We start from the raw sequence: 25,600 nt of genomic DNA, 5'->3' as shown, positions 1-25,600 counted from the left end.
GCGCCCGAAGCGAAAGCTTCGGGCGCTTTCGTATTTTAAAAGCTGAGGCCCAGAGTTTTCAGATCGGCAGCGAGTTTGGGGGCGCCGGTAAAATGCACGGCCTGCCAGCCCGCGTTTTTGGCGCCATCGACATTATGCAGAGAGTCATCGATGAAAAGCGTCGAGGCGGGGTCGAGGTCGAATGCCGCGACATGCGTATCGTAGATTTCGCGGTCGGGCTTCAGCATCCTGACGTCGCCTGAAACGGTGACGCCACGGCTTTCCGTCAGAAATGGAAACCGCACCTGCGCCTCGCGGAATGTGTCGGAAGCGAAATTGGTGAGCATGGTGACGTCGTTCCCCGAAGCGATCAGCCCGCGCAGAATGGCGACGCTCTCATCATAGGCATGCGGCACCATGCGGGACCAGTTCTGCCTGAAAGCGAGAATCTGGTCGCGCCATTCCGGGTGAGTGGTGATCAGCAGCGCTTCGGCATCCTGCCAGCTGCGCCCGCGATCCTGCTCCACATTCCACGCTCCGGTGCAGACGGTTTCCAGAAACCATTGCCGCCGTTCGGCTTCGGGAATGATGTCGAGATAGGCAAGTTCTGGATCGTAATGGATGAGAACCTTGCCGATATCGAAAACCACATGTTTGACGGGACTGGTCACGGTTTTTTCCTTTTGGGTTTGCCTGTCTGCTTGAATGCTTCTGGCACAGCTGCCGCAATGGCTTTCTTCATCACGGTGGGCAGGGCCTCTCCGGCCAGCTCGTCCGGGGCCGACCACCAGCCATTGCCGGATGTTAGCTGGCTGACGCCTGTGCTCACATTGTCGGCACGATAGACCGACAGCCGCAATTCGAAATGGGTGAAGACATGGGTAATGCTGCCGGACGGGGTCCATGACGCCGGAAAGGGGGCGGCGTTGACGGTGGCATCTCCATCGATACGCGCAGTCCATGGGCTGCCCGGCACTTCCGTCATGCCTGCAAGCAGGCCTTCGCCTTTTCGTTTTTGCAGGAAAATCGCCCCGTCTCCGGTAATCGCGATGAAGGCCGCACCGATGCGGATCGGCTTTTCCGCCTTTGGCGCCTTGACCGGAAATTCTTCCGGGTCGCGGGTGGCGAGTGCAATGCAATTATCATTGGCCGGGCAAATCGCGCAGGCCGGTCGGCGCGGCGTGCAAATCGTTGCGCCGAGATCCATCATGGCCTGTGCAAAGTCGCCGGGGCGGTCTGACGGCGTCATCTCGGCCATCAGGGCACGGATTTGCGGCTTGGCGGCAGGCAAGGGCGTGTCGATGGCATAGAGCCGCGAAATGACGCGCTCGACATTGCCGTCCACCACGGCGGCATTTTCGCCAAAGGCAATCGCGGCGATGGCTGCCGATGTGTAGTCACCGATGCCGGGCAGTTCTTTCAATGCTGCCGCATTGTCCGGAAATTTGCCGCCATATTGCGTGGCAACGAGATCAGCGCATTTCTTGAGATTGCGGGCGCGTGAATAATAGCCGAGCCCGGCCCAGGCCCGAAGGATGTCGTCTTCGGTGGCGCTTGCCATTGCGCGCACGCTCGGCCAGCGCTCGACAAAAGCCGTGAAATAGGATTTCACGGCCTCGACAGTCGTCTGCTGCAGCATGATCTCCGACAGCCAGACCCGATAAGGATCGGGACGCATGCCGCGCGCCTGTTCGGACGGCGTGACGCGCCAGGGCAGAACACGGTGGTGACGATCATACCAGGCCAGAAGCTGGCTGCTGCGTTTGGAACCGCTGTTTGGCTTATGCGAAGCAGTGATCGGGCGGGCGGTATTGTTCAACGGCAAGGCAGCTTTCCCGGCAAGGTCTGTTTTCTGTAGTTGATAGGAAAAACATCGATAGTGTAAAGCCAAACATGGTCAGCACTTGGCAAATGGGTCTGGCAGGTTACAAATCCTCCCATCGCGCTTTTGCCGTGGAAAGAGAATCAGTGATTAATTCCGTACCGGTTTATGTCATCAATCTCGCGCGTTCGCGAGACCGATGGGAGCGCCTGCAGAAAAGCGCCGACGCGTTTTCTCTCGATTTGCGGCGTGTCGAAGCTGTGGAAGGCAAGCTTTTGCAGCCGGATGAGCTGGGCAATTTCGATGAGGCCGGTTTCCGCCGCTATCACGGCAAGATCGCGATGCCTGCCGAGATTGGTTGCTATTTCAGCCATATTCGCGCGCTCGAAGTCATCGCCGCCGCCCCGGAACCTTTTGCCGTTCTGGTCGAAGACGATGTGATATTCACGCCCGCTTTTCAGCCTTTCGTTGAAAAGGCTACGAAAATCAGCGGTTGGGATGTGATCAAGCTGGTCAATCATCGCACGGCGGCATTTCGATCTTTTCGTCAGGTCGATGAAGAGTTTGCAATCGGGCGTTGCCTGCACGGTCCGCTCGGAAGTTCAGCGGCCTATGTCGTGACGCGTAAAGGAGCTGCAAAATTGCTGGCTGGCATACGCCCCATGCAGGTGCCTTACGATGTCGCACTCGAACGGGGATGGGCTGGCAATTACGAGATTTTCACCACGGACAAACCGGTGGTGGAATTCTCCGATGTTGCGGTCTCGACAATTGCGCAGGGACGATCAGCCTACGCTAAAAAACGATTGCCGCCATACAAAAGGCTAACTACGCTTTTTTTCAGAGCTGCCGATTATGTCAGGCGAATCGTTTATGCACTTGCGAAGAGGAATCTCAAAGAGGCGGTCGATTGAGCTATTTTAAGAAATCCTTTTTATTTCGCCGTAGGGTTGACCCTTGGGTCGTTGGCGTGGCTTCGGCGACGATGCCAATTCGGGTCGGACTCGGCCCTCTGATTTTATTCGTATTTTCCTGCATCGGCATTTACATGGCTTGTGGGCGCCATGCGGTTGCCCGGTTACATTGCAAGAAGTTCTATATTTTCATTCTGCTCTATGCGGCCTGGTCGCTTGGGTTAATCCTGTTTCGCGGCGAACCGTTCAACGATAACCGCCAGATCGGTTATACGCTGCTGATCGCTGTTTTCGCATTCGCCGGTTCCGGCATGGCTTTGATCCGCGATCCTCTGCGCGCCTATGTGCTCGGTGCGCGCGTAGGCGTGGTTATGGCGACCATCACAGCGCTATATCTTGCAGTCACGGCTGGTGGGCGTATCGGCATCGGCGGCAATCAGGCGGTTTTCGCCTTCGTGGTCGGCGTTGCGGCCATCTCGGCTGCGATACCGTTGCGCAAGGCATCGCACTATTTGCCCAACGGGCCGCATTGGCTCGTGCTGGGTCTGGCTGCGGTCCTGACTTCCGAAACCCGGGCGGTCATAGTGGTTCTGCCGTTCTTTGCGGCCATCGAAATTATTTTCTTCCTGAAGCGTTTCAGCATCCGCCAGCAGGGAAGCGTTTACGCCGCGCTGGCTGTCGCTTTGGCGGCGCTGATTGTTGTCGGACCGGTCGGGGATGTCATCTCGAAGCGCTTTTCGGGCATGATCGAATATTACGACACTGGTGATAGCAAGCAGTGGGAGGACAAGATTTCCGCCGATATTCGCGAGGTGCTTTGGAAGAGCGCGAGCAAGATCATCGCGCAGCATCCGATTGCGGGCGTCGGTTCCTATTCGAAAATGAATGACGTACGGGCCGAGGCAGGCGAACAGGCGCCTATGCTGGTCGGGTTCCGTCATGTGCACAATACGGTTCTCGATGAATTGCTGAATGACGGTATCGTCGGTCTGATCTTCATGACCGGCGCATTCCTGTCCATTTTCATCTATTTGTGGCGCACGGCTGATAGTTGGGCGATGCGCAGGGCGCTGATCTATTTCGCCGTGATCAGCGGCAGCTATGGCATGCTGCACAATCCGCTGCTGCACGAGGTCACGATTTCGTCGACCATGTTCTTCCTTGCGGCGCTGAATGCAGCCGCGTCCCGTCGCGTCATGGCCGCACGCCGTGCCGGTCTTGAAATGTGCATATTCGGAAAGAAGTCGACCGCATGAAAGCGATAGTAACGGGGGCAGCCGGTTTCATCGGATACCACACGGCGCAACGCCTGCTGGACGAGGGCTGGCAGGTTGTCGGTATTGATAACGTCAACGACTACTATCAGGTCGAGCTGAAGGACACGCGGTTGGCGAAGCTGACTGCCCGTGACGGCTTTCGTTTTGCCAAAGCCGACATTGCAGATGCGGAAGCAATCAAGGCTGCAATCGGCGCGGACAGGGATGTCGATGTAATCGTGCATCTGGCCGCGCAGGCAGGGGTGCGCTATTCCATCGAAAACCCGGCTGCCTATGTTTCGGCCAATGTCATGGGCCAGGTCAATATTTTCGAAACCGCGCTGAAGCTCGAGAAGCGTCCGCCTGTGGTCTATGCCAGCTCATCGTCGGTTTATGGCGCCAACGAGAAAATTCCTTTCTCCGAAAGCGATCCGGTCAATCACCCGGTTTCGGTCTATGCGGCGACGAAACGCTCTGGCGAATTGCTGGCTTTTTCCTATAGCCATGTGCATAAGCTGCATTCGACGGGGCTGCGCTTTTTCACGGTTTATGGTCCCTTTGGGCGACCGGATATGGCACCATGGCTGTTCACTTCGGCTATTTTGAAAGGCGAGCCCATCCGCGTTTTCAACAATGGCGAAATGCAGCGCGATTTCACTTTCGTGGAAGATATCGTCAGCGGCGTCGTTGGAGCCGTGAAGCGTATTCTGGACAAACCGGCGGAAACCGCGCCGGTTTATAATCTTGGCAACAACCGCCCCGTCATGCTGAATGACTTCATTGCGGCCATCGAAAAAGCCACCGGCAAGGAAGCAATCCGCAAGCTGGAGCCGATGCCTGCCGCAGACGTTCCGCGCACTTACGCAGATATCACGCTTGCCGCCCGTGATCTGGGATTCAGCCCCAAGACCACGCTCGATGAAGGTATTCCTTTGTTTGTGGAATGGTTTCGCGGCTATAATGGAGCGCGATGAGCGAGCCAAAATCAAAACGCGGGTTTAGACCGCTGGCGGATATGACGTCGGGGCTGATGGACCCGATGCTCCAGAAGCGTGCGGGTATCAATCTTTCGCTGCTGCAATCGTGGGAAGATATTGTCGGTCCGGCCATTGGCGCGACGTCACGCCCCTTGCGCATTCTCTGGCCGCGTCGCCTGCATGAAGACGACCCGTTCAAACCTGCCACGCTGATCATCGCCTGCGAAGGCTTTGCCGCATTGCAAATCCAGCACGAGACCGGCGAGATCATCAGTCGGGTCAACGGTTTTCTTGGCTTTTCGGCGATTGGGCGCATTCGCATCGAGCAAAAGCCGCCCATGCTGCCACCGAAGCGCCGGGTAAAGCGGCTCGCTCCGCTGGCTCCCTCCGAAGAACGGCGGATCGACAAGGCGACGGACGGTATCGAGGATGATGCCTTGCGGGCGGCGCTGGCGCGGCTTGGCAAGAATATTCTGGCCGAAAAGCGGGCCTCCGGTAAAAAATCGGATTGAACATAATCTGATCGCAGTAAAACGCGCTCCAGCTTCAGTGCGCGGCAAGAAATTTCATGCAATTGCAAAAACACTTATTTGCGATACAAGCTGCCATAAATTTGATGCAAGCCTTGGTCAGTCTGCAGCAAGTTGAATGAGGGGGCTGGGCCTGTCGTTCGGAATATGGAAACAATGTTGGCGCTGTGCTGACTTTCATGTGAACGATGCAGGTCTGGCGAATATCTCTCTGCCGCCTTAGATTATATATCGAAACAACTGAATGAAACAGGACTGGATGATTCGTATGCCTGCAGTGCTTAATCGCAGACACGTCATTTCTCTCGCTGGATCGGCTGCTGCCGGGCTGGCTTTTGCAGGAGCTTCTGCAACGGGCGCCCTGGCGCAGGACCGTGCCCCGGAAGGCACTGTCGACGCGGCCAAGGTCGCCGAGCCGGGCAAGCTCAAGGATATGGTCTATGGCAAGGCCGATGCGCCGGTTACGATCATCGAATATGCATCGTTGACCTGCCCGCATTGCGCGGACTTCTCGATCAATACCCTCCCGAAAATCAAGGAAAAATATATCGATACCGGCAAGGCGCGGCTCATCTTCCGCGAATTCCCGTTCGATCCGCGCGCTACCGCTGCTTTCATGCTCGCACGTTGCGCCCCGGAAGATCGTTATTTCCCGATGGTGGACGTGTTCTTCAAGCAGCAGCAGCAGTGGGCAACTGCCGAAGATGGTGAAGCTGCACTGCTGCAAATCGCAAAACTTGCCGGTTTTACACAGGAGTCCTTCAAGGCTTGCTTGACGAACCAGCAAGTTCTCGATGATGTGAGAGCAACGATGGAGCGTGGATCGAAGGATTACGGGGTCAATGCGACGCCAACCTTCTTTATCAACGGACAAAAATACGCTGGAGCCCTTTCGGTTGACGAAATGTCGGCAATCATCGACAAGCTTCTCTGACCCGTTTTCCCGGTTGAAAAGCGGACGCATTATTGCGTCCGTTTTTACCGTTTCCGGAATGGGTGATAAAATTGGGGGCGCTTGCTGATGCGCTTCTCCAAACTGCGTCTGGTCGGTTTCAAGTCCTTTGTCGAACCCATGGAGTTCGTGATCGAAGGCGGGCTGACGGGCGTCGTCGGGCCGAATGGCTGCGGCAAATCCAATCTCGTTGAAGCCTTGCGCTGGGTTATGGGTGAAAACTCATACAAAAACATGCGCGCTTCCGGCATGGATGATGTGATTTTCTCCGGTTCCGCCACGCGCCCGGCGCGCAACACGGCGGAAGTGACGCTTTTCCTCGATAATTCCGACCGCACGGCTCCGGCCAGCTATAATGATGCCGATGAGTTGCAGGTGTCGCGCCGTATCGAGCGCGAGGCCGGTTCGGTCTATCGCATCAATGGCAAGGAAGCCCGCGCCAAGGATGTACAGCTTCTCTTTGCGGATCAGTCAACGGGCGCGCGTTCGCCATCCATGGTCGGGCAGGGTCGCATTGGCGAGCTTATTCAGGCGAAGCCGCAGGCACGCCGCGCTTTGCTGGAAGAAGCTGCCGGTATTTCCGGCCTGCATACGCGCCGCCACGAAGCGGAACTGCGCTTGCGCGCTGCCGAGGGCAATCTCGACCGTCTGGACGATGTGGTCGGCGAATTGGGCAGCCAGATTGAAAGCCTGAAGCGTCAGGCCCGTCAGGCCAACCGGTTCAAGGCGCTTTCCGCCGATATCCGCCGTGCAGAAGCCGCCTTGCTGCATCTGCGCTGGAGTCAGGCCAAGGTTCAGGAAGGCGAGGCGCAAAGCGCATTGTCGGCTTCCACTGCCACCGTGGGCGATATGGCGCAGGCGCAGATGAATGCGGCGCGCGATCAGGCCGTCGGTGCGCATAAGCTGCCAGAACTGCGTGAAGCGGAAGCCAAGGCCGCTGCCGCCTTGCAGCGCCTTTCAATTGCCCGCACCCAGCTTGACGAAGAGGACGGACGTATTCGCGCCCGCCGCGCCGAGCTGATGAAACGGCTGGAACAGCTGACCGCCGATATCGCTCGTGAAGAGCAGATGGTGCGCGAGAACGCCGACATTCTGGCGAAGCTGGAAGAAGAAGAACAGGAACTGGTCGCTTCCAATGAAGCTTCGGGTGAACGCGACGAGGAATTGCGCGCGCTGTTCGAGGAAGCGGAAATCCGCCTGACCGATAGCGAAGGTGCGTTGGCGCGGGTCACGGCCGAGCGCGCGGAAGCAACCGCTGAACGGGCGCAGATCGAACGTGCCCTGAAGGAAACGCAAGGCCAGCGCGACCGCCTTGCCATGCAGATGGACAATATCGAGCGCGATATTGCGTCCGTTGTGGAGCAGATCGGCGGTTTGTTTGATCCGGCTGAAAAGCGCATCGTGGTCGATGCCTGTGCCGATGCGCTTGCCGCGGCAGAAGAGGCGGTTGTTGCGGCAGAAGAACTGGTCGCAGGCGCACGCGAAATGGAAGCGGCAAGCCGTCAGCCATTGAACGAAGCGCGCACCGAACTGAACCGTATCGAGACCGAAGCACAGACGCTTGCGCGTATCCTCAGTGCTGGTGAAACTGGCCAGTTTCCGCCTGTGGTGGAAGAGCTGCGTGTCGAGAAGGGCTATGAAATCGCACTCGGCGCGGCGCTCGGTGAAGACCTCGACGCGGCAAGCGACGAGCATGCACCTGTCTATTGGGCTTATAACCCCGCGCCGGAAGCCGATCCGGTCTTGCCGCAGGGCGCAACCCCGCTCGACCGGCTGGTCGATGGGCCGCAGCAGCTCCGCCGTAGACTGGCGCAGGTTGGTGTCGTGTCGGACAGCGACGGTCAGCGTTTGCAGGCGCTCTTGCGTCCCGGCCAGCGGCTGGTGAGCAAGGCCGGTGCGCTGTGGCGCTGGGATGGCTATACGGCAAGCGCCGATGCGCCGACGCCGGCTGCACAGCGTCTGGCCCAGAAGAACCGCTTGAGCGAGCTGGAGCAGGAATCTGTCGCCGCCCGCAAGAGCGTCGATGATGCCGAACAGGCTGTGCACCGCGCCGAAGCTTCGGTGCGCGAAGCTGTCGAGCATGAGCGCGTTGCGCGCGACCAGTGGCGGACCAACCAGCGCAAGCTGGACGAGGCGCGTGAAGCGCTGGCGGTCGCGGAGCGCGCAGCAGGGCAGCTTGCAACCCGCCGTTCGGCTTTGGACGAATCCAAGGCGCGGCTCGAAGAAAATCTGGAAGAAGCGCAGATCCGCGTTGCGGAAGCGGAAGACCGGCTCGGTGAGATGCCGGATCTGGACGCCATTGCGCAACGCCTTGCAGCGCTGACGAGCGAAGTTCTGTCTGACCGCACGGCTCTGGCCGAAGCGCGCGCCGCTTATGAAGGGCTGCGTCGTGAGGCCGAAGCGCGATTGCGTCGTCTGGACATGATTGCGCTGGAACGCCGCAACTGGATTTCGCGCGCGGAAAATGCCGACCGGCAGATTGCGTCGCTGAACGACCGTCGTGCGGAGACAGCGGACGAGGCGGAAGGTCTGGCCGAAGCGCCTGACGAGATTGAAGCACGCCGCCGGGCGCTTCTGAACGAGCTTTCGCTGGCCGATGATCGCCGCAAAGAAGCCGCGGATATTCTGGCTGCCGCCGAAACCGCTCAGGCCGAACTCGACAAGGCAGCAACGCTCGCCATCCAGCAACTGGCCTCAAGCCGCGAGCAGCGTGCCCGCGCCGAGGAACGTCTTGCCGCCGCAGAAGAACGGCGCAAGGATGCGGAGGCCCGCATCGTCGAGGCGCTGAACTGTGCGCCGCATGAAGCGATCCGCCATACCGGGCTGAAAGCCGACGATCCGATTCCCGATCCCGATCAGTTGGAGCGCCAGCTGGAGCGGCTTAAGATCGAGCGTGAGCGGCTTGGCGCGGTGAACCTGCGCGCCGAAGAGGAAAGCCAGGAACTGTCAGACCGTCTCGACGCGATTGTGTCCGAGCGCGAGGATGTCATTGAGGCGATCAAGAAGCTGCGTCAGGCGATCCAGAGCCTGAACCGCGAAGGGCGTGAGCGCCTGCTTGCCGCCTTCGAGGTGGTGAATGTGCAGTTCCAGCGTCTGTTCACACATCTGTTCGGCGGTGGCACGGCGGAACTGCAACTGATCGAAAGCGACGACCCGCTGGAAGCCGGGCTTGAAATTCTCGCCCGCCCACCCGGCAAGAAGCCGCAGACCATGACGCTGCTTTCAGGCGGCGAACAGGCGCTGACGGCCATGGCGTTGATCTTTGCGGTGTTCCTCACCAATCCGGCGCCGATCTGCGTACTGGACGAAGTGGACGCGCCGCTCGACGACCACAATGTCGAGCGCTATTGCAATCTGATGGACGAGATGGCGGCTTCGACCGAGACGCGTTTCGTGGTCATCACGCATAACCCGATCACCATGGCGCGCATGAACCGTCTGTTCGGCGTTACCATGGGCGAGCAGGGCGTCAGCCAGCTTGTTTCGGTTGATCTGCAAACGGCGGAACGACTGCGCGAGGCGAGCTAACAAATACAATCTGTGCGGAGGACCGGCATGAGCGGTGATCACGACCACGGAAATGTCAGCGACACGCCGCTTCCAAGGCTGTGGATCGCATTTGCTATAACCAGCCTTTTCATGGTCGTCGAGATTGTCGGCAGTTTCGTTACCGGCAGTCTGGCGCTGTTATCTGATGCCATGCATATGGCGACGGACAGTTTTGCGCTCCTTCTTGCCCTGATCGCCATCTATCTGGGCCGCCGGGCCGCCGATATCCTTCGTACTTACGGTTACGCCCGGTTCGAAATCCTTGCTGCGACGGTGAATGCACTTCTGCTTCTCGGCGTGGCATTCTACATCCTCTATGAAGCCTATGTGCGTCTTTCGAGCCCAGCCGATGTGCAATCCGCTGGCATGATGGTCGTTGCCGTGATTGGTCTGGTCATCAACCTGATATCGATGCGGGTCTTGATGGGGCACAAGGATCAAAGCCTCAACGTCAAGGGCGCCTATCTCGAAGTCTGGGCGGATATGCTGGGCTCTGTCGGTGTGATCGTCGGCGCTGCGATCATTTATCTGACCGGATGGGAATGGGTGGATTCAGTGATCGCCATCGGTATTGGCTTCATGGTATTTCCACGCACATGGGTTCTGCTCAAGGAATGCATCAATATTCTGCTGGAAGGCGTCCCCGCGGGGCTCGACCTCAATGATTTGCAGAAAGCCGTGCTGGCTGTACCTGGCGTGGCGACCCTCCACGACCTTCATGTCTGGTCGCTCACCAAGAATCAGAAATCTCTGACCGCGCATATTGTGCTGGCCGACGGAGCAGAGGGCGAAACCGTGCGCCGCGCGGTAGAGCAGCTCTTGCAGGAGAAATACGATCTCGACCACACCACCTTGCAGATGGAAACCGTAGATCGCGCTTCTGCCGAGCACATTCACTGACACTCGATAGTCTACCGCTGCAACGGGTTTTAACGGTCGCTCCACACGGCAAGTTCGTTCCCGGCCGGATCGGTGAAATGAAAGCGGCGTCCGCCCGGAAATGCAAAGATCGGCTTGACGATGGTGCCGCCAGCTTCGATCACGGCCTGCAACGCGGTTTCCAGCCTGAGTGCGTAAAGCACCGGTAGCGGTTTCGCTGTCGCTTGCGGATCGGCGTCAAAGCCGCCGTCCAGCCCTTCGGAGTAAGCGGAATAGGTCGGACCGTAATCTGTAAACGACCAGCCAAATGCCCGTGCATAAAAGCTCTTCGTCGCATCAAGCGATCCGTTTCCGGCTGGCATTTCCAGATAGTCGAGCTTGCCCGTGATACGCATGGTCCAACTCCAGTGTGTTCTCTATATGTTCTTATTTTTGCGGTATCTGCCCGGCAGAGTCAATCTGTTATGTGGCCTCTGTGCAGCTATTCCTGTCTCTAATCGATTCTATTGTCGCGGCTTGTCTTTTTTGGTTGGCAGCGGCCTTGCGGATCGCATAAGCAACGGGAAGCAGGTTCTGGGAGTACTTGCAATTGTTGCAAGCCTTTTATGAACCGGTCCTGCATAAAGGGAGGCCATAATGGCGAAGTGGGTGTACACATTCGGCGACGGCAAGGCAGAGGGCGCTGCCAGTGATCGCAATCTCCTCGGCGGCAAGGGAGCGAACCTGGCTGAGATGAGCAGCCTTGGTCTGCCCGTACCGCCCGGCTTTACGATTACCACCGAGGTCTGCACCTATTATTACGACCACGACCGCAATTATCCGTCCGAACTGGACGAGCAGGTGCGTTCCGCGCTTTCCCATATCGCCAGGGTGACTGGCCGCAATTTCGGCGATGCCGATAAGCCGTTGCTGGTGTCGGTTCGTTCCGGTGCGCGGGCTTCCATGCCGGGCATGATGGATACGGTGCTCAATCTTGGCCTCAACGATGAAACCGTGCAGGCCATCGCCCGTGAAGCCGGTGACGAGCGTTTCGCCTATGACAGCTACCGTCGTTTCATCCAGATGTATTCGGATGTGGTGTTGGGCGTTGATCATGGCTTCTTCGAAGAAATTCTTGAAGACAAGAAGGCCGATCTCGCTGTCGATGTCGACACGGCGCTGACGGCCGAAGACTGGAAAGACGTCATCTCGCTCTACAAGGCCAAGGTCGAGGAAGAGCTGGGCCAGCCTTTCCCGCAGGACCCGCACGAGCAGCTCTGGGGCGCTGTCGGCGCTGTTTTCTCCAGCTGGATGAATGCGCGCGCCATCACCTATCGCCGTTTGCACAGCATTCCGGCGGCCTGGGGCACGGCGGTCAATGTGCAGGCCATGGTGTTCGGCAATATGGGCGAGACCTCCGCCACGGGCGTGGCCTTTACCCGCAACCCGTCGACGGGCGAGAAGAAGCTTTACGGCGAATTCCTCGTCAATGCACAGGGCGAAGACGTGGTGGCGGGCATTCGCACGCCACAGAACATCACCGAGGAAGCGCGTATCGCTGCCGGTTCCGACAAGCCGTCGCTTGAAAAGGTGATGCCGGAAGCCTTTGCGGAATTCCTGAAAGTCGCGGATCGTCTGGAACAGCATTATCGCGACATGCAGGATCTGGAATTCACCATCGAGCGCGGCAAGCTCTGGATGCTCCAGACCCGTTCGGGCAAGCGCACCGCCAAGGCTGCTTTGAAAATGGCGGTCGAAATGGCTGGTGAAGGGCTGATCACCGAAGAAGAGGCCGTGCTGCGTATCGATCCGGCGGCGCTGGATCAGCTGTTGCACCCGACCATCGATCCTCGTGCCGAGCGCCAGATTGTGGGGCAGGGCCTGCCTGCCTCGCCGGGCGCTGCGACAGGTGAAATCGTCTTCTCGTCGGAAGATGCCGAACAGGCAAAATCGGAAGGCCGCAAGGTCATTCTGGTCCGTATCGAGACCAGCCCGGAAGACATTCACGGCATGCATGCGGCAGAAGGCATTCTGACCACACGCGGCGGCATGACCAGCCATGCGGCGGTCGTGGCGCGCGGCATGGGCAAGCCTTGCGTTTCAGGTGCAGGTTCACTGCGCGTCGATTATCGCAACGGCACCATGCTGGCTGCCGGACAGACCTTCAAGAAGGGCGATGTCGTCACCATTGACGGTTCGAGCGGGCAGGTGCTGAAAGGCGCAGTGGCCATGCTTCAACCGGAGCTTTCCGGCGATTTCGGCCAGCTGATGGAATGGGCCGACCGTCAACGCCGCATGAAAGTGCGCGCCAATGCGGAAACCCCTGCCGATGCCCGCACGGCGCGGTCTTTCGGCGCGGAAGGCATTGGCCTTTGCCGCACCGAGCATATGTTCTTTGACGGAAGCCGCATCGTTGCGATGCGCGAAATGATTCTCTCCGACAATGAAGAAGGCCGTCGCGCAGCGCTGACCAAGCTTCTGCCGATGCAGCGTTCGGACTTTGCCGAGCTGTTCGAAATCATGAAGGGGCTGCCGGTCACGATCCGTCTGCTTGACCCGCCGCTGCATGAATTTCTGCCGCATACGGATGAGGAAGTTGCCGAAGTGGCCAGCTCCATGGGCGTGGACGCAGTGAAGCTGCGCGAGCGCGCCGAAAGCCTGCACGAGTTCAACCCGATGCTCGGCCATCGCGGCTGCCGTCTGGCGATTTCCTATCCGGAAATTGCGGAAATGCAGGCGCGGGCGATTTTCGAGGCTGCTGTTGAAGCAGGCAAGAAGACCGGCGAGCCGGTCGTGCCGGAAGTCATGGTGCCGCTGGTTGGTCTCAAGGCAGAGCTGGATTTCGTCAAGGCGCGCATTGATGCCGTGGCGCAGGATGTCATGAAGGAAGCGGGCGTCAAGATCGACTATATGGTCGGTACGATGATCGAACTGCCGCGTGCCGCTTTGCGGGCGGCAGAAATTGCCGAGACGGCAGAGTTCTTCTCGTTTGGCACCAACGACCTGACCCAGACCACCTTCGGCATTTCGCGTGATGATGCGGCAGGCTTCCTCACCACCTACCAGCAGCGCGGTGTGGTGGAGCAGGACCCGTTCGTGTCGCTCGATGTGGATGGCGTGGGTGAACTGGTGCAGATTGCTGCCGAACGTGGACGCAAGACGCGCGACAAGATCAAGCTTGGCATTTGCGGCGAGCATGGCGGCGATCCATCGTCGATTGCTTTCTGCGAAAAGACTGGGCTCGATTATGTCTCCTGCTCGCCGTTCCGTGTGCCGATTGCACGACTGGCAGCGGCACAGGCCGCAGTGCGCAAGGCCTAATGTCAAAAGAAAGCGCCCCTTAGAAAATAGGGGCGCTTCTGTGGCAAAATCAGTGGGAAATCAGCCTGACGGGCTGGTTTCCGCACCTGCCGTGAGCGGGGAAAATATCCAGAAACCAAATGGTTAGCGTGCCGGTCTGCTGTAAGCGGAGCGGCCCACTGGACAATATTACCCGACGTATTAAAATCCGTCGAAATTTACACTTTCAGAAGAACGGGCCATGCGTCGTTTCATTTCTGCGGCGGGGGCCGCGCTTGTTTTCACGTGCAGCGCGGCAGGCGCTGTCGAGGTTTCACCGCAGGATGCGGCAAAGCCTGAAAAGATTCGTATTGTCGAACCGCAGTTGCGCATTGCGCGGGGCGGGGCTGCAACGCCACAAGTGGCGCTGACGCTTGATGCCTGTATGGGCAAGACGGATCACCGTATTCTCGATACGCTGGTCAAGGAGCGCATTCCCGCCACGATTTTTGTGACGGGGCGCTGGTTGAAACAAAACCCTGAAGCCTTTGCTGTGATGAAGGCCAATCCCGATCTGTTCGCGATTGAAGATCACGGTGCCATGCATATTCCGGCCATTACAAATGCGCCGACCATGTATGGCATCAAGACCGCAGGGTCGCTGGATGCCGTTCGCTCGGAGATTGAGGGCGGATCGACGGCAATTGTCGGGGCTGGTGCGCCAAAGCCGCAATTCTATCGCGACGCCACAGCTCGCTATTCAACCGATGCCGTGGCGCTGGCCACAAGCCTTGGCTACAAGATCGGGGGTTATTCGCTGAATGGCGATCAGGGCGCTTCGCTGCTGGCGCCGACAGTGGCGCGGCGGATTTCGGCAGCGCGCGACGGCGATGTGATCATCTCGCACATTAATCAGCCGACACGCTCGGCAGGCGAGGGCGTTGCCAAGGGCGTATTGGCGCTGAAGGCAAAGGGCGTGAAATTCGTGCTGCTGCGCGATGTCGAAACATCGATGACGTTAAACCCGGTGCCTGAGCATAATCTCCAGGCGGGCGTTCCGGCAGCGAAAAAGCCTGTTGCGGAAAAGGCGAAAGCGAAGGTGGATGCAGGGAAATAATGCATCTGGCCAAATGGACCCATTTGGCTTTGCAAAGATGCGCTTCGATCAGCCGCCGTTCGTCTGTTCTTTTGGTGACAGGCTTTTTATGACGGCGGCATAGTTGCGGCCGAGGCTCTCGAAAAGGGCATTCTCGCCTTTTGGCGGTTCGACAGACAAGGTTGTGCCGTCATTGCGCAGCGTGACGAAAATCACCTGATCCTGCGGTTGACCCGCAATGGCGATCGCGCCGATGCGTTGGGCTTCGCTTGTGTCGAGTGCCGGCATGTTGAAAAGAACTTCGCCGCCGACACGTTCGGCGGCCTTGGCAAGTGCTGCGTCGAACCCCTCGATCAGCACGTCAATGGCGCCGAGCGCAAACTCCAGCTCGACGGCTTCGAGCGTCATCGTGCTCGCTTCAATACCCGTCTGGGCGCTTTCTTCGGCGCTGCCCGACTGGGTCGTGGTGCCAATCCCGTTGGCACTGTTTTCAGGCGCGTGGTTCATTCCGTCCTCTCCGACGAATCCGAAAAAAGCCCCCTAATAATTGATCATGCCCTTCATTAGAAGTTGCTGCAATGCTCTTTTGATTGATTTACCTCGCTTTTTTCTGTTAGGCGGCAATAGTGACCCTCAAATAGCCTACACTTCTTGCGTTTTTACGGTGCTGTGATCGCGTATAGCGTGTGCCTTTTCGGCCAGTAGAGACGAATATGCACGACCGTACAGCTGGATGTTTTGCCGGGGTCGAATCTCTCTGCTATTCATAAGCATGGCTGAATGTTGTGGCCGTTTTGGGATTCTGACGTTTTGTTTTTCACGCACATCTGATCCGAAAACCGCTTTGCACTTTTCGGGATGTGCTTCTGGGAATCTGGATGAGAAAACTTCGCTATCAGCGGCGGCAGTCGCGTTCTGCGGTCTGGGCCTTGCGGTTTGGTGTCTTTGCTGCGGTGCTGCTGGTGCTGGCTTTTCTGCTGCATCGCTTCTGGAAGCTCGAAACGCCTGATTTCGTCCTGGCTGCCGGATTGAGCGGCGCTCTTGCGCTGCTGGCACTGCTTTGCGCAGCCAAGGGTTTTCGCAATCTCTGGGTCAATGGCGACAAGGGCGGGGCACGGTCTTTCACGGGCTGCATGTTTGCCTGCATCGTGCTGGTGCCGCTCGGCTTGCTGGGCGTTCTCTGGATCAGCTCGCCAGCGCTCTATGATATCTCGACCGATTTCGACACGCCGCCGCAATTCCCCACCAACATGCCGCATCGCCTGCAATGGATGAACCCGCTGACATCGACAGTCAGCGGCGATGCGCTGACGCAGCTCACCGCCTATCCCGATGTGCTGGGCCGCCGCTATGAGGCCGCGCCCGACCGCGTGGCGCAGGGCGTGCAGACCGTGTTGAAGAATTTCGGCTGGCAGGTGATCGCCAATGATGCGCCGTCGCCGGAAGAAAACGCCACACGCTTTGTGGCAACCGCCCATAGTTTCATTCTCGGCCTCAAGAGCGATATCGTCATCCGGCTGCTGGATGAAGGCGAAACCACCTATGTCGATATCCGCTCGCTGTCGCGCTATGGCAAACGCGACATGGGGCAAAACGCGGCCTTCATCACCGATTTTCTTGGCAGCCTGGAAGGCGAAGTGAACAAGGCGCCTGCCGACGTTGAATAGTGCGACTTATTTGGGCTGGTAAATGCCGTCGAGCGATGGGTCGCCATCGGTCACAATTTCTCCGCGTCCAACCAGATCTTCCAGATGCGCCAGCACCGAGAGGGCTGCCGCGCCATGCAGGCGCGGATCTGTATCGCGGTAGATCGCCCTTACCATGTCGCCGATGGTGCGGTCACCCTGAATGATCCGCTCGAAAATGGCGCGCTCGCGCATTCTGCGGTGGGCGCGCAAGCCGCGCACAAAGGCTGCGGGCTTGGTCACTGCGCCGCCATGGCCGGGCAGATAGACATGATCTTCGCGGGCCAGCAGTTTTTCGAGCGAGGCCATATAATCGCTCATCGAGCCGTCCGGCGGTGCGACGATGGACGTCGCCCAGGCCATGACATGATCGGCTGAAAACAGGATATCTGTGCCTTTCAGCCCGAAAGCCATGTGGTTCGCGGCATGGCCCGGTGTGTGGAGACCTTCCAGCGCCCAGCCATCACCTTCGACGGTCCCGCCATCAGCGAGCACGATATCAGGCGCGAAATCCGTGTCGGCGCTGGCTTCAAGCGCGTTGACCTCGCCCGCATGATAGGGGCGGGCAGGCCGGTGCGGGCCTTCGGCGACCGTCTTCGCGCCAAGCTCGTTTTTGAGGCGCTCGGCCAGCGGCGAATGATCGCGATGGGTATGGCTGACAAAAATATGGCTGACGGGACGTCCGGCAATGGCGGCGAGCAAGGCATGATAATGAGCCTCATCGACCGGCCCCGGATCAATGACGGCCAGCGTGTCATGGCCGACAATGTAGCTGTTGGTGCCATGAAAGGTGAAGGCGCTCGGATTGTTGACCGTCAGGCGGACAATCCCTTTACTTAGCTCAACCGGCTTCCCATATTCAGGAGAGAAACTGCTGTCGAAAACAAGCGCCATGGAAGTCACTTCCAATTTATCTGTGGTGTCATTGTCGAAACGGCATAGGACTTATATAGTGGGATTTCAAACGTTAACTGTCTGAGTGTCTGATCCAAAAGTCGCCATGCCGGGCTGCAAATGGCAATTTCTATACTTCCGGTGCTCATGTACCCAAAAGTACATTCCGCTCCGGTTCTCGAAATCGCCATTTTCGCCGCGACCTATCGCCTTTTTGATTCAGACACTGCAACGGCAAGTATCGCCAGATGGTTGTGCGTTCGAAATTCGGAAATCGTATTCATCACGTTCAGGAGTTGGATATGCCGCATAGAGCAAAGTCACGCGTCGCTACCGCATCGCTCGCCGCCGAATCTCGTCAAACCAAACAACTGGCCCGAATATTCTCGTTCATTTCGTTTGGCTTGATCGCGACGGCCCTCCTTGCGATTGCTTCCGGGGTGAAGGTCGATTTCATCTATATGATCATGGCGGTGCAGGCAGTTGCGCTCTTGGGCTTTTCCGCGCTCTACGGTTTTTCCAAGAAGAAGTGACACGCGCTCCAGAGCGCATGATTGTCAAACTCATCTTCCAATGGCTGCAAAGGCCGGATGACGTCCGGCCTTTATTCATATCTCGTTGAAACTGCTTCGCGATTGACAAGTGACGCCGGACGACGCTTTGTCATCCTCCTGTTCTGATTTGTGGGAGGCACAGTTGAAGGTTGAGACGCTGGCGGTAGAGCCGCTGACCAAGCAGGCATTCGCACCTTTCGGTGATGTCATCGAGGTTGAAGGGGCGGAGCGACGTCTCATCAACAATGGTTCCACCGAGCGTTTTCATGATCTGGCCCGGGTTGAGGCAGATGGCACGGAAGCGCGCGTGCTGATCAATATTTTTCGGGGCCAGTCTTTTGAAGCGCCCATCGATATCGTCATGATGGAGCGTCACCCCTTCGGCTCGCAGGCTTTCATTCCGCTGGAACGGCGTCCGTTTCTCGTCGTGGTGGCCGAAGATGTGGATGGCAAGCCCGGGCGTCCGCGCGTTTTTCTTGCCAAGCCGGATCAGGGTGTCAACTATCTCAAGAATGTCTGGCATCATCCGCTTCTGGCGCTTGAGCAGAAATCGGATTTTCTCATCGTTGACCGTGCTGGCAAGGAGGATAATCTGGAAGAATATTTCTTCCCGGATGTCGTTTTCCGCATCCAGTCGGCGAAACCAGCCTGAAGTTTTTCGAGGGGTAATATGGGTAGACTCTCCACGCACGTTCTCGACACAGCACATGGCAGCCCGGCTGCGGCAATGCGCATCGAGCTTTACCGGATCAGCAAGGGCGCACCGGAACGGATCAAGCGCGTTGTCACCAATCTGGATGGCCGCACCGATGCTCCGCTGCTGACCGGCGACGACATGCAGGTCGGCATTTATGAGCTGCAATTCCATGTGGCGGAGTATTTTGAAGGGCGCGGGGCCGATCAGGCCAATCCGCCTTTCCTTGATCTCATTCCGATCCGGTTTGCTATCGCGGACGTGGAAGGGCACTATCACGTGCCGCTGCTCGTCAGCCCGTGGTCCTATTCGACCTATCGCGGCAGCTGACCGGCATTTATCCCCAACCTGTTCACCAAGTTTAGACTCCTCGCAGTATCAATCGAGGAGCCGAACATGGACGAAACACCCAATCTGAAACTTCCCTATATTCTGCCCAGTCAGGCGCAGAAGCATGTCACGCACAATGAAGCATTGCGTCTGCTGGATGCGGTCGTGAATCTGAGCGTGAAGTCGCGCACCTTAGCCGCCCCACCGGCGACGCCTTCTGCTGGCGCACGCTATATCGTGGCATCGTCCGCGACCGGCGCTTGGTCGGGCAAGAACGGCATGATTGCCTCGTTTATCGATGATGGCTGGCTGTTCATTCAGCCCGCCACCGGCTGGCAGGCCTATATTGAGGCGGAGGCGAAGCTGCTGGTTTTCGATGGCGCGCTATGGAATTCGACCGGCAGTGTGCCGGATACGCTTTCAGTATCGATGCTTGGCATTCAGGCGACAGCGGATGCGGTCAATCGCTTTGCGGTGTCATCGGCGGCGAGCCTGTTCAACAATGCGGGCGCCGGGCATCAGATCAAGCTCAACAAGCAGGCCGCGACTGACACGGTCAGCCTTCTGTTTCAGACAAGCTGGACCGGCTACGCCGAAATGGGCCTGAATGGCAGCAGCGATTTCAGCATCAAGGTCAGCGATGATCTGGGGACATGGCGTCAGGCAATGCGGGTGGATCGTGCAACAGGCAATGTCGCCATCGGCGCTAATACGCCAGTGACACGCCTCGACGTCGATGGGCCGATCCGGCCGGCATCTTATGCGAAACTCAATCTGCCGCAGGCATCGAATCAAGGCACTGGCGCGATGGTCTATGTGACAGATGCATCGGCCGGCGCACAGCTCGCTTATTCTGACGGCACGTCGTGGCGCAGTGTCAGAACAGGTGTCGCGATATCCTGAACGGAAGATCTCGGCCTATCTGTCTGGAAAATCGGAATTTTTCCGGACAGATCGTCGCTTTTTGGTGTTTTTCTGCCGCACCTGCGTTTTAACTTCCTGAAACTGGTTCGTTTATTATATGCAGGCTCAATTAAGATGGTTCGCCTTGCGGACTCATGCTAACGATTGCGGAAATGCGAGGGGCTTCATTGTCGGTTAGGGTAAGCAATTTTTGCCGTCGACAGTGTGGGTAATTGTTTCGCTCTGTTTTGAGAGCAGGATAATGCGCGTATGAGTTTAAGATATCCCTGGCAAAGGCTGGCGCTTTTGCCGCGAATTACCAAGCAAATTATATTGATGCTGAGCGATTGCGTTCTGCTTTTGCTGAGCGCTTATCTGGCGTTTGTGATCCGTCTGGGCTTTGTTTTCGCACCGAATAATGCTCAGCTTTTTCTGATCATCATTGCGCCCATTCTGGCAGTTCCGGTTTTCATCCGCTTCGGACTGTATCGCGCCATCATTCGCTATCTGGCAGAGCGTGCGATCTGGCCGATCTTTCAGGCGACTGCCGTGGCGGCGCTCTTCTGGGTAGCGCTGGTTTTCCTGATGGGACTCTACGGCGGTGTCGGTTTGCCGCGCTCCGTACCACTGCTTTATTGGCTTTTGAGTACGGTGCTGATCACGGCCAGCCGTTTCGGCGCGAAATGGCTGCTGCGCAATGCCGAAACCGGCCGGACTTTTACCAGTTCGGCGCTGATCGTCGGCGTTGGAGAACCTGCACGTCAGTTGGCAACAGCTTTGCGCAGCCACAGCGACACGTTGGTGGTTGGCTTTGTTGATCCAGACGGGCAGCTCAAGGGGATGGATATCATCGGCCTGCGTGTTTACGCGCCAGAAGAAATCCCCGGCCTTATCGAAAATTACGGCGTTAAGCAGGTGCTGGTGTCTGAACCCTCGCTCGATCAGAAGCAGCGGCAGGATTTTGCGCGTCTGCTTGGGCGGCTCCCGGTCAATACGCGCATTCTACCACCGATTGCCGATCTAAGTGCAGGCAAATATCTGGTCTCGGCGCTGCGCAATATCGAGATTGACGACCTTCTCGGTCGTTCGCCGGTGCCGCCAGACGCGGAACTGCTGCGTGAAGTGGTCGAAGGTCGCCGTATCATGGTCACGGGTGCAGGCGGCTCCATCGGCAGCCAGCTTTGCCGGACCATCGTGCAGTGGAATCCTGAATCTCTCGTGCTTTTTGAATCGAGCGAATTCGCGCTTTATCAGATCGAGCGTCAGCTGCGTCAGCTTGCTTCCTGCCAGATCGTGCCGGTGCTGGGTTCGGTGCGTGACCGTGCCTATGTCGAGCAAGCGCTGAGCGATAACCGCATCGATACGGTTTATCACTGCGCAGCCTATAAACATGTGCCCTTGGTGGAAAAGAACCCACTGATTGGCATCTGCAACAATGTTTTTGGCACGCTGGACGTGGCGGCGGCGGCTTTGGCTACCGATGTTGAACGCATGGTGCTGATCTCCTCAGACAAGGCCGTTCGTCCGACCAATGTCATGGGCGCGACAAAGCGTTGGGCCGAGCTGGTTGTCTATTACTATGGCTTGCTGGCAGCACAAGCGGGCAAGCAGAAGGCGTTCTATTCGGTCCGTTTCGGCAATGTGCTTGGATCGAATGGATCGGTTGTGCCACTTTTCCGCGAGCAGATCGCCAATGGTGGCCCCATCACGCTAACCCATGAGGACATGACGCGTTATTTCATGTCGATCAAGGAAGCGGCAGAGCTGATCGTCCAGTCCGGTGCGATTGCCGAATCTGGCGATACGGTGCTGCTCGAGATGGGCGAGCCGGTCAAAATTCGCGATCTGGCTGAAAATATGATCCTGCTGGCCGGTCTGACCGTGCGCAATGCGGAAAATCCGGCAGGCGATATCGCCATCGAAGTGACAGGGATCCGCGAAGGCGAGAAGATGTATGAAGAGCTCTTCTACGATCCATCGCAGGCGCAATCGACGCGACACCCGAAGATCATGCGCGCTCCAAAGGGAAACAAGGCCGCTGTTGACGTGCCTGAAAGCCTTCAGCGCCTTCAGGCGGCGATGGAAAGCGGCGACGTGGACGCGGTACGCAAGATACTGTTCAGCGTTATAGCTTCCTGAAGCGTCCGCGAAAATCCAGTAGCAGCACGAGCGTAGCCACCACTGCGACCAGCAGAAAGGCGAGGCGCGTGATCAGATGGTCAAGCGCCAACAGCGCGACGGCGCAGGCAATCAGGATCAGGTTGAGCAGCGCTACATGGCCGACAACCTTCAGGACGCTCCAGCCTGCGCGCTTAGCGACCTGATAGGCATGTTTCGAATGGGCTTTCAGGATATTTTCGCCCTGGCCGAGACGCATGATAATGGTCGAGCCTGCATCAAGGATATAATAAAGCGGCAAAATCAACGCCACGACGATGTGAGTCTCGCGCGCCAGAAGAAGCAAGGCAGTGCCGGTGATGAGCCCGAGCGGCAAGCTTCCTGAATCGCCGAGGAAAACGCGGGCAGGGGGACGGTTGAAAAATGCAAATCCAAGCAAACCACCGGCAGTAACGGCGCTGAGCCCACCGCTTTCCATACCTGCAAGACCAAGCGCTGCCAGCAGAGCAATACCTGAAAGCGGCATCCCTAGTCCGGCGACGGTCATCAGATCGAGGCCATCCATGAAATTCGTCACATTGATGGCGATCAGAAGCGCAAATAAAATCAATGCAGCTTCCAGCCAATGGGGCAGAACATCTGCTAGAAGCCGAAAATCAGGTCCCAGGCCATATAGAACGATACATGCAGCCAGAAGCTGCGATCCGAGCCGAAAAATCGCGGACAGTTCATACCTGTCATCCAGCCCCCCGATAACCCACAGCAGGGTCGACGCACCGACGAGGCAGAGCAGCAGCCTGTTGGTAATTTCGAGATCGGCCCCGAAAATCAGCAAAGTAGCGAGCGTGGCCGGTATCAAAGCCAGTCCGCCAATCTGCCTGGCTGCGACGGTGTGATTGGAGCGCGAATTCATCCGCGCGGCCAAAAATGTCGCCGGCAGAAGGCGAGAAAGGATCACAAGACCCAGAACGCACAGGGCCGCACTGAATAGAAAAGAGATTGCTAAAAAAAGCATAAGGATACCGACGGCAAATGAAGCTGAGAAAAGGGATTATCAGCTTTGCTGGCCTACGCAAATCCCTGCTTTCACTGACGGTGGAAGAAGTGAGCCGATTGAGTGATTATGGCGTTCGAACTGGTAGTTTGCGCATCGCCGTTGATTTCGCGATTAGGCGATTGCGCTTGCCAAATGAAGCGGCTATAAGGCCGCGCAACCGATTGCTTCGGTTTGATTTGTTGGGGCGTAGCCAAGCGGTAAGGCAGCGGTTTTTGGTACCGCCATTCCCTGGTTCGAATCCAGGCGCCCCAGCCAATAAGTCAGAATTATTTTGTGACAGTTTAAGATACGAGCGTTGCCGTAATCAGTGACTGTTGGTGTCTTCTGCACATAGGCGTGACTTATTGAAGCCTTATTCTCCACTCATTCGGTGTTCGGAATGGTTGACTCTCTAAAAACTATTCCTCTAGTACGCACATCATGTGGGTTACAGTTTTCATAGTTCTCAGGACTGATGTTGGGAATTTTGCGGTTGATGCAGGGCTATCATGAGCGTTGACTCTTTCGAGCGGCACATAACAGTGGATACGGTTTCTATTCGCCCGAAAGCGGGAATTTCCGCTGCATTGAGCGATATTGCTGACGCCTTTTCTAAGTATCGTTTGGCTTTGATATTTGGCTGGCAAGATGTCGCACAGCGTTATCGCCGCTCACGGGTGGGCGCTTTTTGGCTCACCTTGAATATGGCTGTTTTCATCGGCGCCCTCGGAATTATTTTTGGGACGCTGTTTCAGTCAGAAATGCGGGTATTTCTGCCTTATCTATGCGCTGGCGTTATTATGTGGGGGTTTATTTCGACCTCCCTATCAGAGGGTTGCACGACTTTCAGCGCTTCTGATGGTATTATTCTTCAGGTGAGGCTGCCGCTTTTCACACATATCATGCGGACTCTTTGGCGCAATGTCATTATCTTTGGCCACAACATTGTCATCTTTCCAGTTGTTGCCCTAATTCTAGGGCGCGGATTTAACGCTTATGTGTTTTTGAGTATTCCCGGTTTCCTGCTGGTGTGTCTCAATCTTGCATGGGCAATGCTGATATTGGCTGTCATCTGCGCGCGTTTTCGCGACATGACGCAGGTAATTACAAATATTCTGCAGGTCATGTTCTATGCCACGCCCATCATGTGGATGGTCAAGACTTTACCGGGGCACGTATCGCATGCCTTTATTGATTGGAATCCATTTTATCATTTGATTCAACTGGTGCGTGCGCCTTTGTTCGGCGAAGCGCCCGCAACATTGAGTTGGCTTGTGGCTGGCGGTATTGCCGTTGTGGGGTGGGGCGTGGCTCTGTTATTCTTTGGTAAGTATCGCTGGCGCGTGGCATATTGGTTGTAAATTCATGACTTTCATAAAGCTTCAGAATGCGAGTGTGGAATTTCCAATCTACAACTCCTCAAGTCGTTCGCTCAAAAATCGCGTCTTAAGTGTTGCGACAGGCGGCAAAATTGAACGTCGCACAGACCGGACGGTCATTATTCGTGGTTTGGATGATGTTACGATCTCGCTAAATGAAGGTGATCGTGTTGGACTGATCGGTCATAATGGCTCTGGCAAGACGACGTTACTGCGCGTTTTATCTGGCATTTATACACCGACGCAGGGCACCGCACTTATTCACGGACACACAATTTCGCTCATTAATATCAATTTGGGCATTGATCCGGATGCGACTGGCCGCGAGAATATTCGTCTGCGTTGTGCAATGATGGGTATGCACCCGGATGAGATTGCCGAGAAAATAGATGATATTTCGGATTTCTCCGGGCTTGGTGAGTTTCTGGAGGTTCCTTTCAGGACCTATTCGACAGGCATGCAACTACGCTTGGCTTTTGCTGCTTCGACATCAATCAATCCAGAAATTTTGATCATGGATGAATGGCTATCGACCGGGGATGAGGACTTTAAGGTGCGTGCCAATCAGCGTATGCGCAATCTAGTCGATTCAACGAAAATTTTGGTGCTTGCAAGCCATTCTCGCGATTTGCTCGAAAAGAACTGTAACCGAGTGATCTGGCTGGAGCATGGCCGCGTGAAAATGGATGGTAGTACATCCGAGGTTATGAATACTTACTTTGGCTGAACTTGAATTACTGATACCTAATGTGGGTTCTCAATTTGAACGGGCCGAAATAATAATCTCCCATTAGT

General features: G+C 57.0%; 23 protein-coding genes and 1 tRNA gene. 18 read left to right on the top strand and 6 right to left on the bottom strand.

What is annotated here, in order from left to right; translation table 11 throughout:
- Positions 1-35: 35 nt before the first annotated feature.
- Together FGI60_RS19225 and mutY are read right to left on the bottom strand one after the other, a co-directional pair.
- Positions 36-650: an HAD family hydrolase gene (locus FGI60_RS19225; RefSeq protein WP_138786551.1), complete on the bottom strand. Its 615-nt coding sequence runs from the start codon at positions 648-650 to the stop codon at positions 36-38.
- Positions 647-1,777 (bottom strand): A/G-specific adenine glycosylase, encoded by a 1,131-nt coding sequence (gene mutY / locus FGI60_RS19220; protein ID WP_138786637.1) that lies wholly within the window; start codon positions 1,775-1,777, stop codon positions 647-649. The genes FGI60_RS19225 and mutY overlap by 4 nt, the downstream gene beginning before the upstream one ends.
- Before the next feature lie 170 nt (positions 1,778-1,947).
- Here mutY and FGI60_RS19215 point away from each other — a divergent pair, with 170 nt between their 5' ends.
- The 7 genes from FGI60_RS19215 (at position 1,948) to FGI60_RS19185 (ending at position 10,879) form a co-directional block, all read left to right on the top strand.
- Positions 1,948-2,715, top strand: a complete 768-nt coding sequence (locus tag FGI60_RS19215; RefSeq protein ID WP_138786550.1) for a glycosyltransferase family 25 protein — start codon at positions 1,948-1,950, stop codon at positions 2,713-2,715.
- 134 nt (positions 2,716-2,849) lie between these two features.
- Positions 2,850-3,971, top strand: coding sequence for an O-antigen ligase family protein (locus FGI60_RS19210; protein WP_235889861.1), 1,122 nt, complete (start codon positions 2,850-2,852; stop codon positions 3,969-3,971).
- Positions 3,968-4,945 carry an SDR family NAD(P)-dependent oxidoreductase gene (locus FGI60_RS19205; RefSeq protein ID WP_138786548.1) on the top strand — a complete coding sequence of 326 codons (978 nt, stop codon included), beginning with the start codon at positions 3,968-3,970 and terminating at the stop codon, positions 4,943-4,945. Before FGI60_RS19210 ends, FGI60_RS19205 begins: the two co-directional genes overlap by 4 nt.
- A complete protein-coding gene (locus FGI60_RS19200) occupies positions 4,942-5,460 on the top strand; it encodes a DUF721 domain-containing protein (protein ID WP_138786547.1) in 519 nt (172 codons plus the stop codon). Before FGI60_RS19205 ends, FGI60_RS19200 begins: the two co-directional genes overlap by 4 nt.
- Before the next feature lie 286 nt (positions 5,461-5,746).
- Positions 5,747-6,412 (top strand): DsbA family protein, encoded by a 666-nt coding sequence (locus FGI60_RS19195; RefSeq protein ID WP_138786546.1) that lies wholly within the window; start codon positions 5,747-5,749, stop codon positions 6,410-6,412.
- An 87-nt stretch (positions 6,413-6,499) separates the two neighbouring features.
- Entirely contained in the window at positions 6,500-9,958 is a 3,459-nt protein-coding gene (locus tag FGI60_RS19190) for a chromosome segregation SMC family protein (protein WP_138786545.1), read from the top strand.
- 27 nt (positions 9,959-9,985) lie between these two features.
- Positions 9,986-10,879 carry a cation diffusion facilitator family transporter gene (locus FGI60_RS19185; protein ID WP_138786544.1) on the top strand — a complete coding sequence of 298 codons (894 nt, stop codon included), beginning with the start codon at positions 9,986-9,988 and terminating at the stop codon, positions 10,877-10,879.
- A 29-nt stretch (positions 10,880-10,908) separates the two neighbouring features.
- On the opposite strand, the gene FGI60_RS19180 is transcribed toward FGI60_RS19185, so the two are convergent.
- Positions 10,909-11,253, bottom strand: a complete 345-nt coding sequence (locus FGI60_RS19180) for a VOC family protein (RefSeq protein ID WP_138786543.1) — start codon at positions 11,251-11,253, stop codon at positions 10,909-10,911.
- A gap of 241 nt (positions 11,254-11,494) precedes the next feature.
- On the opposite strand from FGI60_RS19180, the gene ppdK reads away from it, so the two are divergent.
- Positions 11,495-14,158 (top strand): pyruvate, phosphate dikinase, encoded by a 2,664-nt coding sequence (gene ppdK / locus FGI60_RS19175; RefSeq protein ID WP_138786542.1) that lies wholly within the window; start codon positions 11,495-11,497, stop codon positions 14,156-14,158.
- A gap of 220 nt (positions 14,159-14,378) precedes the next feature.
- Positions 14,379-15,233, top strand: coding sequence for a polysaccharide deacetylase family protein (locus FGI60_RS19170; protein ID WP_138786541.1), 855 nt, complete (start codon positions 14,379-14,381; stop codon positions 15,231-15,233).
- 48 nt (positions 15,234-15,281) lie between these two features.
- Here the strand turns inward: FGI60_RS19170 and FGI60_RS26550 are convergent, their stop codons facing one another.
- Positions 15,282-15,620, bottom strand: a complete 339-nt coding sequence (locus FGI60_RS26550; RefSeq protein ID WP_235889866.1) for a hypothetical protein — start codon at positions 15,618-15,620, stop codon at positions 15,282-15,284.
- Positions 15,621-16,090: 470 nt separating this feature from the next.
- On the opposite strand from FGI60_RS26550, the gene FGI60_RS19160 reads away from it, so the two are divergent.
- The gene (locus FGI60_RS19160) at positions 16,091-16,879 is read left to right on the top strand and encodes a DUF1499 domain-containing protein (RefSeq protein WP_138786540.1); all 789 of its coding nucleotides are present in this window, start codon (positions 16,091-16,093) and stop codon (positions 16,877-16,879) included.
- A gap of 6 nt (positions 16,880-16,885) precedes the next feature.
- Here the strand turns inward: FGI60_RS19160 and FGI60_RS19155 are convergent, their stop codons facing one another.
- Positions 16,886-17,791, bottom strand: coding sequence for an MBL fold metallo-hydrolase (locus FGI60_RS19155; RefSeq protein WP_138786539.1), 906 nt, complete (start codon positions 17,789-17,791; stop codon positions 16,886-16,888).
- Between the two features lie 302 nt (positions 17,792-18,093).
- Here FGI60_RS19155 and FGI60_RS19150 point away from each other — a divergent pair, with 302 nt between their 5' ends.
- From FGI60_RS19150 to FGI60_RS19130, 5 genes are all read left to right on the top strand, one after another.
- Positions 18,094-18,324, top strand: coding sequence for a hypothetical protein (locus FGI60_RS19150; RefSeq protein ID WP_138786538.1), 231 nt, complete (start codon positions 18,094-18,096; stop codon positions 18,322-18,324).
- 163 nt (positions 18,325-18,487) lie between these two features.
- Entirely contained in the window at positions 18,488-18,997 is a 510-nt protein-coding gene (locus FGI60_RS19145) for an ureidoglycolate lyase (protein WP_138786537.1), read from the top strand.
- A gap of 18 nt (positions 18,998-19,015) precedes the next feature.
- Positions 19,016-19,369: a hydroxyisourate hydrolase gene (gene uraH, locus FGI60_RS19140; protein ID WP_138786536.1), complete on the top strand. Its 354-nt coding sequence runs from the start codon at positions 19,016-19,018 to the stop codon at positions 19,367-19,369.
- Between the two features lie 66 nt (positions 19,370-19,435).
- A complete protein-coding gene (locus tag FGI60_RS19135) occupies positions 19,436-20,272 on the top strand; it encodes a DUF2793 domain-containing protein (RefSeq protein ID WP_138786535.1) in 837 nt (278 codons plus the stop codon).
- A 270-nt stretch (positions 20,273-20,542) separates the two neighbouring features.
- Positions 20,543-22,411 (top strand): polysaccharide biosynthesis protein, encoded by a 1,869-nt coding sequence (locus FGI60_RS19130; RefSeq protein WP_138786534.1) that lies wholly within the window; start codon positions 20,543-20,545, stop codon positions 22,409-22,411.
- On the opposite strand, the gene FGI60_RS19125 is transcribed toward FGI60_RS19130, so the two are convergent.
- Positions 22,398-23,405, bottom strand: coding sequence for an MraY family glycosyltransferase (locus tag FGI60_RS19125; protein ID WP_138786533.1), 1,008 nt, complete (start codon positions 23,403-23,405; stop codon positions 22,398-22,400). The two genes, FGI60_RS19130 and FGI60_RS19125, sit on opposite strands and share 14 nt — an antisense overlap.
- Positions 23,406-23,627: 222 nt before the next feature.
- On the opposite strand from FGI60_RS19125, the gene FGI60_RS19120 reads away from it, so the two are divergent.
- From FGI60_RS19120 to FGI60_RS19110, 3 genes are all read left to right on the top strand, one after another.
- A tRNA-Gln gene (locus FGI60_RS19120) sits at positions 23,628-23,702 on the top strand.
- Positions 23,703-23,935: 233 nt separating this feature from the next.
- The gene (locus tag FGI60_RS19115) at positions 23,936-24,787 is read left to right on the top strand and encodes an ABC transporter permease (protein ID WP_138786532.1); all 852 of its coding nucleotides are present in this window, start codon (positions 23,936-23,938) and stop codon (positions 24,785-24,787) included.
- A gap of 4 nt (positions 24,788-24,791) precedes the next feature.
- Positions 24,792-25,532, top strand: coding sequence for an ABC transporter ATP-binding protein (locus tag FGI60_RS19110; RefSeq protein ID WP_138786531.1), 741 nt, complete (start codon positions 24,792-24,794; stop codon positions 25,530-25,532).
- Positions 25,533-25,600: the final 68 nt, after the last annotated feature.

Origin of the sequence: Brucella haematophila, from assembly GCF_005938105.1 — a bacterium.
GTDB classification, from domain to species: domain Bacteria; phylum Pseudomonadota; class Alphaproteobacteria; order Rhizobiales; family Rhizobiaceae; genus Brucella; species Brucella haematophila.
This window is presented reverse-complemented; position numbering and strand designations above follow the sequence as displayed.